Raw genomic sequence first — 11,173 nt, forward strand, 5'->3', positions numbered from 1 at the left:
GCTCAGTGCCCCCCGTGCCCGTGATCGAGGGTCACTCGGTCCTCCCCGGCCTCACCCTCATCCGGGTGTGAGGGCCGGTCGGCGTCCTGCTGGGGAGGCTCAGGAGACCTGATGCCGTATCCGAGCTCACCCGACCAGGCGACCAGCCCCTCGAAGTCGGCATCACCGCTCGGCGCGGTGGCCCGCATCCACGCCGAGGTGTACAGGTCCTCACCGTCGCGCCAGTCCTCCCAGGGGAGCTGCTTCGGGCGACCGTCATCACCGACCACCAGCTCGTCCTTCGTGTAGATGGCGTCATCCCGGTTGAGGAACGAGAACTCAAACAGCTTGGTCTCGGTGATGGCCTCGGTCGGGCAGGCCTCGACACACAGGTCGCAGTGGATGCAGCGCAGGTAGTTGATCTCGTAGATGAACCCGTAGCGCTCCCCTGGCGAGACCGGATCGTCCGGCGGATTGTCCGCGCCACGGACGTAGATGCAACGGGCAGGGCACACGCCCGCACACAGCTCGCAGCCGATGCACTTCTCCATCCCGTCCTCGTAACGATTGAGGACGTGGCGGCCGTGCAACCGCTCGGGCTTGGGGGCCTTCTGCTCGGGGTACGGAGTGGTGACCGTCCTGCCGATCTGGCGGGCCGTGACCAGGAACCCGTCGAGGTAGCCCATCAGTCGAGACCTCCCATGGCCCGCACCTCCTCGAGCCGGGTGCGGCGGGCCGTGCTCACTGCCAGGCGGAGCAACCCGGCCCCGGCCAACAGCACCAACACCGACACTCCGGCGACGACGACCGGGTTCCAGCCCTGCTCACGGCCGACGTCGAGCGCTGCGAGGAGCAGGAACCACCCGAGCGCGAGCGGGATCAACACCTTCCAACCGAGGTCCATGAGCTGGTCGTAGCGAAACCGGGGGAGCGTGGCCCGGAACCACACAAAGGTGAAGAGGAAGATCATCAGCTTGCCGAAGAACCAGATGCAGCCCCACAACCATCCGGGCCCCAACGGCGCCGGCCCCGCCGGGCCGCCCAGGAACAGGGTCACGATGATCGCCGACATGGTCACCGTGTTCATGAACTCCGCCAGGAAGAACAGCGCGAAGCGGATCGAGCTGTACTCGGTGTTGAATCCGCCCACCAGTTCCTGCTCGGCCTCCACCAGGTCGAACGGCGGGCGGTTGAGCTCGGCCGTGCCCGCGATGAGGAAGAGGACGAACGGCACCAGACCAACGAGGAGGATGTTCCAGTTCGGGAGGAAGCCTCCAGGCCCGTCGGCAGCCTGGGCAGCCACGATCCCGTGGGTGGTCAGCGTGCCGCTCTTGAGCACCACCGCGGCGACGGAGAGCCCCAGAGCGGCCTCGTAGGACACCATCTGGGCGGAGGCTCGCACCGAGCCGAGCAGTGGGTACTTCGAGCCAGAGGACCAACCGGCGAGCATCACCCCGTAGACCGCGACCGACGACATGGCCAACGCGAACAGGATGCCGATCGGCGGGTCGGCGAGCTGCAGGAACGTGTCATGCCCGAAGATGGTGACCACCCCGTCGTTCCCGCCATTGAAGTCACCTCCGAACGGCACGATCGAGAACAAGAGGAAGGCCGGGACGAAGGAGAGGAACGGAGCCAGGATGAACACACGCCGCTCGGCCTTCTCGGGCAGCAGGTCCTCCTTGAAGAACAGCTTGATGCCATCGGCGAGCGTCTGGAGAATCCCGAAGGGGCCGGCCAGGGCCGGACCGATCCGGTTCTGCATGTCGCCGATCAGCTTGCGCTCGAACCAGACCATCAGCATCGTCGCCACCAGCAAGAGCCCGAAGACAACGAGAACCTTCAGGACCACGATGCCGACGACGGCCGCGTCGACTCCGTCGACGAACAGCGGGTCGAATCCGAGGATCATGTGTCACTCCTCTCGATCCGCACGTCGGTGACCCGTTCGGAGGCGTCGATGAGCTCGGATACCGGCACGCCCGGCTGGTTCACCGCGACGGCGGCCAATCCTCGAGGGATGCCGTTGTCGATGCGGATCTCGACGTTGATGCTCCCTCGGGGGGACTTGACCCGCACGACCGATCCCTCCTCCACACCGAGCCGATCGAAGTCGTAACCGTTCACCCGCAAGACGGTGCCCGGGGCGAGCGCCGACAAGGAAGCGGCGTGCTGGACGAGGACCCCATCGTCGTAGAGCTTGCGGGTGGCCACGAGCCGCAACGAGTAGCTGTCGACCGGAGGAGGATCGGCAGCTGGCGCAGGCACATGCTCGAGCAGCGAGGGGAGCTCCACGTCCGCAACGACGCCATCGTCGACGCGCGACGGCGCGAGGCGACGGATCTCCTCCTGCGCGTCGCGCACGGAGGTGATGGCCAGATCGGCTCCCAACCGGCGAGCGATCTCCGCTGCGATCACCCAGTCGGGCTGCGCAGTGCCTGGTGGAGTGACCCGCTGACCCAGCGGCAGGCTCCTGCCCTCGAGGTTGGTGGTGGTCCCCACCACCTCGGCGAATCCCGCGGCGGGGAAGACCACACCCGCACGGCGAGACGACGGGGTGAGGAACTGGTCGACGGCGATCACGCTCGCTGCGCCCGCGAGCGCGTCCTCGGCGAGCTTGCGGTCCGGGAAGTCCGTGAGCGGGTCGGCGCCCAGCAGGATCAGCGCCCCGATCTCGCCCGCCGCCGCTGCTCGGAGCATGCCGAGCGCGTCGAGCCCTCTGGCCTCGGGCACGCCCGGCCAGTGAGCGGCGTACCAGGACCGGCCCACCTCCAAACTGACCCGGCCCGGCAGCACGCCCGGCGCCAGGCCCATCTCCAAAGCGCCGTGCACGTTCGCTCGCCGCAGGGCGCTCAGGAACCGCACCCCTGGGACGCCCGACAGCAGCACGGAGGCCGCGTCAGCGATGGCGGCCCCTGACTCGCCGACGCTCTGGCGCCCCAATACCACGGTGATCGGACCCTGCGCCGCATCGAGGAGGGCCTTGGCCCGTGCAAGGCGATCCGGCGCGACGCCGGCGACCTCACGTTCGGTACCGAGAGCCCCGGTGAGGACCTTCGCTACCTCTGCCTGCTCCCCCGGGCGGGCGGGCAGGGACACCGCGGCCAGCGCCGTGAGCCCGTTGGCGTGCGGGTGGCAGTCGATGACGGTCACGCCGTCGTTCACCACCGCGTGCCGGAGGCGCAGGAACAGGACCGGCAGCTCCTCCTTGAGATCGGGACAGAGGAGGATCACCGTGCCGCCGGGCGTGCACGCCTCGTCGATGGTGGCACGAGGCAAGCCGAGCACCAGTTCGGCCGGGAGGCCGTCGCCGAGCTGGGCGTCGACGTTGTCGGTGCCCATGACCCCCTTGGCGAGCTTCGCCCAGGCGTAAGCGCTCTCATCGCTCAGCCGGGCACCGCCCAGCACCGCCACGCCAGCCGGTCCACGAGCCTCGAGTGCGGAGCGGATGGCGCTCGCGGCCTGCTCGTAGGCATCGTGCCATCGGGTGGGCACCAGCTCGTCCCCACGCCGCAGCAGCGGGGCACCGAGCCGATCCTCGTGGTTGATCGCCTGGTGGCTGTAGCGCCCCTTGTCGCACAACCAGCCCCAGTTCACGTCGTCGGCGTCGAGCCCGACGTACCGCAGGACCTGGTTGCGGGAGGACTGCACCGCCAGGCGGCAGCCCACCGCGCAGCCCTGGCAGGTGGACTCCGTCTCCTCCAGGTCCCAGGGGCGGGCCCGGAACCGGTAGTCGACGGAGGTGAGCGCTCCCACCGGGCAGATCTGCACGGTGTTGCCGCTGAAGTAGGAGGCGAATGGCTGACCGGGGAAGGTGTTCACCTCGGTGTTGCCACCACGGTTGATGAACTGGATCAGTGGATCACCGGCGACGGTGTCCGCGAACCGGGTGCAGCGATCGCACAGGATGCACCGCTCGCGATCCAGCAGCACCAGGTCGCTGATCGGGATCGGCTTCTCGTAGTGGCGCTTCTCCTCGATGAAGCGGCTCTCGCCCGGGCCGTAGGCCATCGTCTGGTCCTGCAGTGGACACTCGCCGCCCTTGTCGCACACCGGGCAGTCCAGCGGATGGTTGATGAGCAGGAACTCGAGTACCCCCTCCTGCGCCTTCTTGGCCACGTCGGACTCGGTCTCGACGACCATCCCGGGTGTGCAGGTGAGCATGCAGCTCGGCTGCAACGCCGCGCCGCGGCCGGTATCGACCTCGACCAGGCACATCCGGCACATGCCAACCGGGGCCATGCGGGGGTGGTAGCAGAACCGCGGGATGTAGATCCCGTGGCGCTCGGCCGCCTCGATGAGCAGCTCGCCGTCGAGCGCCAGGAGCTCCTTGCCGTTGATCGTCACCGGCACACCATCGGTGGCCTGTTCGCCCACGACGTCGCTGGTCTGGTCAGCCATGGTGGCCTCCGAACGTCACCGGGGTCTCGAGCGCGGCGGGTCTCGCCGCACCGGACCCGGTGGCATCGACGGCGCCGCCGGCGTTCGGGTTGCGTGCGATGTGAGCCTCGAACTCGTGGCGGAAGCGCCGGATCGCCGATGCAACCGGTGAGACCGCGGAAGGGCCCAGCGGGCAGATGGTGGTCTGCTTCGGAGGCCACGTGATGCCCGGGCTGATGTTGTCGGCCACGTCCAGCAACAACTCCAGATCGCTCGCCCGTCCCTGACCGTCGAGGATCCGCTTGAGGATGCGCTCGAGCCAGGTCGTGCCTTCCCGGCACGGTGTGCACTTGCCGCAGGACTCGGCAGCGAAGAAGCGCACCACCCGGTGGCACGCCCTGACCGCATCGGTGGTCTCGTCCATGACCACGATGGCTCCCGAGCCGAGCATCGATCCCGCCCGGTCGACCGTCACCTTCTCGAGCGGCAGGTCGAGGTGCTCCTCGAAGAACCACGGGGACGACGCGCCCCCGGGGATGAAGGCTTTGAGCTGGCGATCACCGCGGATGCCGCCGGCATAGACGGGTGCGTAGATCAGGTCGCGGAACGTGGTGACGCCGTACTCGACTTCGAACACCCCGGGGTTCGCGACGTGCCCCGACACCGCGAACAGGCGGGTGCCCTTCGACGTCTCCGCGCCGAGCGCGCTGAAGGCCTCCGCCCCGTTGGCGACGATCCAGGGCACGTTCGACAGCGTCTCGATGTTGTTGACGATCGTCGGCTGCAGGTAGAGGCCCTTCGCTGCTGGGAAGTACGGCGGCTTCAGGCGAGGCATCCCGCGCTCGCCCTCCAGGCTCTCGATCAGGGCCGTCTCCTCCCCGACGATGTACGCGCCCGCTCCCCAGTGCAGGACGATGTCGAGGGAGAACTCCGAGCCCAGGATGTTGCGGCCGACGTAGCCAGCGGCATACGCCTCGTTGAGCGCGGCGGCGATCCGCTCCTGCGCAAGGGCCATCTCCCCCCGCACGTACAGGAAGGCCTGACTGCAACCGACGGCGTAGGAGGCGATCAGCACCCCTTCGATGATCTGGTGCGGGTCTCGCTCCATGAGCAGGCGGTCCTTGTAGGTACCCGGTTCGCTCTCGTCGCCGTTGACCACCAGGTAGCGGGGCCACACCCCCGGCGGGCAGAACCCCCACTTCACGCCGGCGGGGAACCCCGCTCCGCCGCGTCCGAGCAGGCTCGCGGCCTTCACCTCCTCGACGACGGCCGCGGGTGGCATGGCCAGCGCCTTGCGCAATGCCTGGTACCCACCCGTCGCCTCGTAGCGAGCCAGCGTGTGAGCGTCGTCGTAGCGGAAACGGCTGGTGACGATCTTCGGGGCGTCGGTGATCGCCATCACGCCCCTCCCCCGCTCGAGGTGCCCTTCATCCAGGCGGGCTCGACACCGCTCGACGGATCGGCCGGGCCGGCGGCTCGATCCGCGGGGATGTGCTGGCGGACGGTGGCCAGCGTGCCGTGCGGTGGCACGCCCTCGGCTCGCCCCGCTCGCAGGTCCTCGCAGAGCTGGTCGAAGGCCTCCGGCGTCACCCGGTAGCGGTAGCGGTAGTTGACCTGGAGGCACGGCGCCTCGGTGCACGCGGCGATGCAGGTGACCCCCTCGAGGGTGATGGCACCATCGGCGGTGGTCTGACCCGCCCGGATGCCGAGCTGCTCCTCGGCATGGTGGAGCAGCTCATCCGCGCCGAGCAGCATGCAGGAGATGTCGGTGCAGATGTTCACCACGTAACGCCCCACCGGCTCCAGCTTGAACATCTCGTAGAAGCTCGCCGTTCCGAGCACCTGCGCGGGCGTGCAGCCCACGAGCTCCGCGATGTGCTCCATGGCATCCTCCGCCAGATACCCGTCCTGCTCCTGAGCCAGGTGAAGCAACGGGATCAGCGCGGAACGTCGCCGCGGGTACCGGGAGAGGATCTCCCGAGCGACCGTTTCGTTCTCCGGGGACAGCCGGGCCATCAGCGATCGACCTCACCCATGATCGGGTCGACCGAGGAGATCACGGCCACCGCGTCGGCGACCAGGCCTCCGTGCATGAGATGGGGCAAGGCCTGGATGTTGAAGAAGCTCGGGGCCCGGATGTGCATCCGGTACGGGCGCGCCGAACCGTCACTCACGATGTAGCAGCCGAGCTCGCCTCTCGGCGACTCGACCGCCGCGTACGCCTCGCCTTCAGGGACCTTGAACCCCTCGGTGAAGATCTTGAAGTGGTGGATCAGCGCCTCCATCGACTCGTCGATCCGGGCTCTCGGCGGTGGGGTGACCTTCTTGTCCTGGATCCGGTAGTCACCGGCGGGCATGCGGTCCAGGACCTGGTGCACGATGCGGATCGACTCACGGATCTCGTTGAGGCGGATCGCGTACCGGTCGAACGAGTCACCGAACGTGCCGACGACGACGTCGAAGTCGACCTCGTCGTACGCCAGGTACGGCATGTCGCGGCGCAGGTCCCACGCGTAGCCCGTCGACCGCAGGATGGGGCCGGTGACCCCCAACGCCAGACACTCCTCGGCGGTGATCACACCGACACCCTGCAGGCGCTCCCGCCAGATCGGTTGCCCGGTCATCAGCGTGTCGTACTCCTCGAGTCGCGGTGGGATCATCTCGAGCAGCCGGAGCACCCCATCGCGCCAACCCGATGGCAGGTCAGCGGCCACACCCCCGGGTCGGATGTAGTTGTGGTTCATCCGCAACCCCGTCACCATCTGGAAGAAGCGGAGAACCTCCTCACGCTCGCGCCAGCCGTAGAGCATCATCGAGACCGCGCCCAGGTCCATGCCGTTGGTGGCCAGGAACAGCAGGTGCGAGGCGATGCGGTTGAGCTCGGTCATCAGCATGCGGATCCACACGGCACGGGGGGGAACCTCGATCCCGAGGAGCTTCTCCACGCACATCGAGAACACGAGCTCGTTGAACAGCGGCGACGCGTAGTCCATGCGGGTCACGTTGGTGGGGCCCTGGAGGTAGGTGAGCTCCTCACCGGTCCACTCCATCCCCGTGTGCAGATAGCCGATGACCGGCTTGCATCGCAGCACGGTTTCGCCCTGCAACTCGAGCATGAGGCGCAGCACGCCATGCGTGCTGGGATGCTGCGGCCCCATGTTGATGATCATGGTCTCGTCTTCAGGTGCCCGCTCAAGCTCGGCCTGCGCAGCGGCTTCGGCCTCCGACAACCGCAACACCGCGCCCTGCTCGCGCAGACGCTCGGCTGCGGCCGCCACACCGCGGCTCGTGAGCTCCTGGCTGCCTTCAGAGGTGAACGCCACGTCCGCCTCGGCGGCGAGTTGTCGGTCGGTCGAGCTCATGGACGTCAACGGTTCGAGGGTGCGCCTTTGAACTGAACGGGGATCCGGCCGGACTCGTAGTCCTTGCGGAGCGGATGACCGATCCAGTCCTCGGGCATGAGGATGCGAGTCAGGTCAGGATGACCGTCGAAGGTGATGCCGAACAGGTCGAAGACCTCACGCTCCGGAGCTTCGGTGCCCGGGTAGAGGCCCCACAGGCTCGGCATCGCCGGATCGTCGGCCGGAACCTGGCAGCGCACGCGGATGCGGCGCCGCCCCCGCGGGTCGAGGAGGTTCACGATCACCTCGAAGCGCTCCGGGACCACACCGGTGGGCAGGCCCGAACGCCCGGGATGGGTGAGGTAGTCGGCTGCGGTGAGATCCACACAGACCACGAAGCCGTCGTCGTACAGCACCCTGATGAGATCGAGGTACCCGGACCGATCGACGTGGAGCACCTGATCGCCGAACGCAGCCGTGACCGGCACCCCGTAGAGGGTCGCCGGCTCGGTCGGACGCTCGAGCTGCTCGGCCTGCTCAGCCGTCAGGGCCTGTTCGGACTCCTCGGCCACGGTCAGGACCTCCCGAGCACCACGCGGGCCTGTGTCTGCCCGTCACGCTGGTCGACCACCACGCCGGCTCCCTGCCCCGGCCGGCGGGTGATCTCGCCGGTCAGGATCTTGTGGTGGAGCGTCAGGATGGCGTGCATGAGGGTCTCCGGCCCGGGTGGGCAACCAGGGGCGTAGACATCCACGGGGACGACCTGGTCGACGCCCTGCACCAGTGCGTAGTTGTTGAACATGCCTCCGGTCGACGCGCAGACGCCCATCGAGATGACCCACTTCGGCTCCATCATCTGGTCGTAGACCTGCCGAAGGACGGGGGCCATCTTCTGGGACACCCGGCCGGCGACGATCATCAGGTCGGCCTGCCGAGGTGACGCGCGGAAGACCTCCATGCCGTAGCGGGCGAGGTCGTAGTGAGGGCCCCCGGTGGCCATCATCTCGATCGCGCAGCACGCCAGGCCGAAGGTCGCGGGAAACACGCTGCGGGCCCGGGCCCACTTGACCAGCCCTTCCAACGTCCCCGTGAGCAGGTTGTGCTGCAGCCCGGCCAACCCCTCCTCGCGAAATCCCCCGCCAGCCATCAGGCTGCCTCGCCGACCACAGCGGGCTGTCGGCCTTCGGTGCCGACCCGCCGGACCGTGGTCGCGGCCGTGCGGGTCGGGCTCACCAACTCGGACGGGCGCTCACGCCGGACCGGTCCCCACTCAAGCGCCCCTTTGGCGATGAGGTACACGAACGACTCGAACACCGCGAGGGCGAAGATCGCCACTGCGGCGATCCCGAAGCCGCCCAGGTCCCGGAACGCCAGCGCGAACGGGAAGAAGAAGATGATCTCGATATCGAAGACGATGAAGATCATCGCGACGAGGAAGAACTTCACCGGGAACCGCTCGGGGGGCTCCCGGGTCGGGATGATGCCGCACTCGTAGGGTGCGACTTTGGGAGGTGTCGGCTTCGGCGGGACGAGGAGGCGCTGCGCCACCCGGCTGACCGCGCCGAAGAGGACTGCCAGGACGAGCAGGGCGAAGATGGGCAGGTACTGGGCCATCGATCAGGCCCCCTTCGCCGCCTCGAGGTTCCTGGCGAGCGTCTTGTCGCGGTAGTGCAGGACGAGGGCGAAGAAGATGAACAGCGACAAGGAGATCACGAAGTAGAGGAAGGGGATCAGCCGCACGTTGCCCAGGTCACGTACCAGCACCACCGAGACGACCGGTGCGTTGCGGTCGACGACGGGCAGCGGCGGCGCCTCACCCGGCCTGGCCTGCTGGGGAACGACCGCTTGCACCTGCACCACCGCGAAGTGGGTGGGGTGCTTGAGCGTCAGGGTGTTGCGGATCTTGAGCCAGATCCGGCACAGCGGCTCGTCCGGGAGGAACTTGCCACCCTTGGCCTGCGGGCACTCCTGGGCCAGGCTCGGCTTGCCGCCGTACTCGAAGGTGTCGAGCTTCTTGTAGGCCGTGGCATCAGGGAAGAAGTTCGCGGCCTTCAGCGCGGCGTCGGCGGCCGCTTGTGACTCGCCGGCCGATGCGGAGGAGACCAGCCGCCAGCCGCCGAGTGCCTCCTTCTGCAGGTACTGCGCCACCAGGTCCGGATGGGAGTTCTGCAGGTCGGACAGCGTCGCGCCGTTCGGGAAGTCGGCAGCCACCTCGGGGTGCTCCGCCAGGATCCGATCGGCGGCAGGGAGGTCCTGGGGCAAGGGCAGTCGCGCCAGCTCCGCCGTCTTCGGCGGTGCTGGGTCCTGGGGGTCGTCGACGTAGATCTCGACGGGCTTCCACGACGGGTTCGTGCCCCGGGGCCCGATCCCCGGTGGGACGAGCCACCAGATCAGGGTGAGGATCACCATGAACCCGCTGAGGCTGGCGAGGGACACCAACATCCCCAGACGAGTGCCGAGGTTGGTGGCCAGCAGCAGGTACACCGATCCCATCAGGACGGCCACGCCGACGACGACGACGAGCACCCCCCGGATGTGGGGATCCCAGGCGATGCCGGCGAACACGGTGAGGAGATTCACGCTCACAAGCTCCGCTCGTACTGGACGACCGCGGCGATCTGCTCCTCGGTGAGCATCACCTGGTCAGGGGACATCGGGTAGATCTTCGGGCCCGGGATGTTCGGAGGGGTGACGTTGGGGTTGACCCCGAACCCTGGCATCTGACCGGCCCCGGACAGGCCGCTGGTGCCGTAGGACTTGCCTGCCACACCACCGACGGAGACGAACTCGATCTGCTGCTCTGCGGTCGGGAACTGCCGAAGCGAACGACCGCCGGTGAGGTTCCAGCCGAAGGCGCCACCACCCGGCACGCCCGGTTTGCCGTAGGACCACCCGTCGGTGTGACAGCGACCGCAGGAGTATGCCCCGCCGGCGAACTTGGTGTAGAGCCCCATGTTGAAGATCGCCTCGCCGAGCGTGGCGAAGTGCCCGCCCGGGGCGGTGCACTTGCCCTCCGCGTCGGGAGCGCAGGTGTCGGCGAGCTCTTTCTCGACCTCCGCACGGGCCTCCGGGCCCGAGAGCTGGATGCTCTGCAGGTAGTCAATGATGTTGTCGATCTGTTGATCGGTGAGCGGGCCGCCGCCCGCGGCCCCCCACGCGGGCATGGGGGAGAAGCCACGGCCGTAGATCAGGATGTTGCGCACCTCGTCGCGCGAATAGCGGAACAGCACGGTGTTGAGTGCGGGAGCCTGCCAGCTCACCTGGGCCACGAAGTCCCCGTTCGGAGCGGTGATGGTGTAGTTCGCGGCACCACCCACACCCTTCGGACCGTGGCACGCCGCACACTGAGCGCCGGTGTTGTAGAGCTCCTCACCCCGCTTGATAAACGTCTCGTTGTACGCCTCCACCCGGCCCTCCATCCGGCCCGGCTCGGCCAACCAGTACAGCGGCAGCGTCACCCCGATCACCGCGAG

10 protein-coding genes and 1 pseudogene are annotated in these 11,173 nt (G+C 68.1%); all 11 read right to left on the minus strand.

Annotated features, from left to right (window positions below; all coding sequences use genetic code 11):
• Nucleotides 1-2: 2 nt before the first annotated feature.
• Nucleotides 3-665, minus strand: coding sequence for an NADH-quinone oxidoreductase subunit NuoI (gene nuoI / locus V7004_RS04165; RefSeq protein WP_334142385.1), 663 nt, complete (start codon nucleotides 663-665; stop codon nucleotides 3-5).
• Complete coding sequence (gene nuoH / locus V7004_RS04170) at nucleotides 665-1,891, minus strand: NADH-quinone oxidoreductase subunit NuoH (protein WP_334142386.1); 1,227 nt, start codon at nucleotides 1,889-1,891, stop codon at nucleotides 665-667. Before nuoH ends, nuoI begins: the two co-directional genes overlap by 1 nt.
• Nucleotides 1,888-4,380: an NADH-quinone oxidoreductase subunit NuoG gene (nuoG, locus tag V7004_RS04175; RefSeq protein ID WP_334142387.1), complete on the minus strand. Its 2,493-nt coding sequence runs from the start codon at nucleotides 4,378-4,380 to the stop codon at nucleotides 1,888-1,890. The genes nuoH and nuoG overlap by 4 nt, the downstream gene beginning before the upstream one ends.
• Complete coding sequence (gene nuoF / locus V7004_RS04180) at nucleotides 4,373-5,758, minus strand: NADH-quinone oxidoreductase subunit NuoF (protein WP_334142388.1); 1,386 nt, start codon at nucleotides 5,756-5,758, stop codon at nucleotides 4,373-4,375. The genes nuoG and nuoF overlap by 8 nt, the downstream gene beginning before the upstream one ends.
• On the minus strand, nucleotides 5,758-6,375 hold the full coding sequence (locus tag V7004_RS04185) for an NADH-quinone oxidoreductase subunit NuoE family protein (protein ID WP_334142389.1): 618 nt from the start codon (nucleotides 6,373-6,375) through the stop codon (nucleotides 5,758-5,760). Before V7004_RS04185 ends, nuoF begins: the two co-directional genes overlap by 1 nt.
• Nucleotides 6,375-7,721, minus strand: a complete 1,347-nt coding sequence (locus V7004_RS04190; protein ID WP_334142390.1) for an NADH-quinone oxidoreductase subunit D — start codon at nucleotides 7,719-7,721, stop codon at nucleotides 6,375-6,377. Before V7004_RS04190 ends, V7004_RS04185 begins: the two co-directional genes overlap by 1 nt.
• A 5-nt stretch (nucleotides 7,722-7,726) precedes the next feature.
• On the minus strand, nucleotides 7,727-8,272 hold the full coding sequence (locus V7004_RS04195; RefSeq protein ID WP_334142391.1) for an NADH-quinone oxidoreductase subunit C: 546 nt from the start codon (nucleotides 8,270-8,272) through the stop codon (nucleotides 7,727-7,729).
• Between the two features lie 86 nt (nucleotides 8,273-8,358).
• Nucleotides 8,359-8,847 (minus strand): annotated as a pseudogene (locus V7004_RS04200) (NADH-quinone oxidoreductase subunit B); the annotation flags it as partial.
• Nucleotides 8,847-9,314 carry an NADH-quinone oxidoreductase subunit A gene (locus V7004_RS04205; protein WP_334142393.1) on the minus strand — a complete coding sequence of 156 codons (468 nt, stop codon included), beginning with the start codon at nucleotides 9,312-9,314 and terminating at the stop codon, nucleotides 8,847-8,849. The pseudogene V7004_RS04200 and the gene V7004_RS04205, both read right to left, overlap by 1 nt.
• Before the next feature lie 3 nt (nucleotides 9,315-9,317).
• Nucleotides 9,318-10,286: a hypothetical protein gene (locus V7004_RS04210; protein WP_334142394.1), complete on the minus strand. Its 969-nt coding sequence runs from the start codon at nucleotides 10,284-10,286 to the stop codon at nucleotides 9,318-9,320.
• The coding region (locus tag V7004_RS04215) for a c-type cytochrome (RefSeq protein WP_334142395.1) at nucleotides 10,283-11,173 on the minus strand (891 nt) is incomplete at its 5' end. The genes V7004_RS04210 and V7004_RS04215, both read right to left, overlap by 4 nt.

Source organism: Rhabdothermincola sp. (assembly GCF_036846205.1).
Classification (GTDB): domain Bacteria; phylum Actinomycetota; class Acidimicrobiia; order Acidimicrobiales; family Acidimicrobilacustridaceae; genus Rhabdothermincola.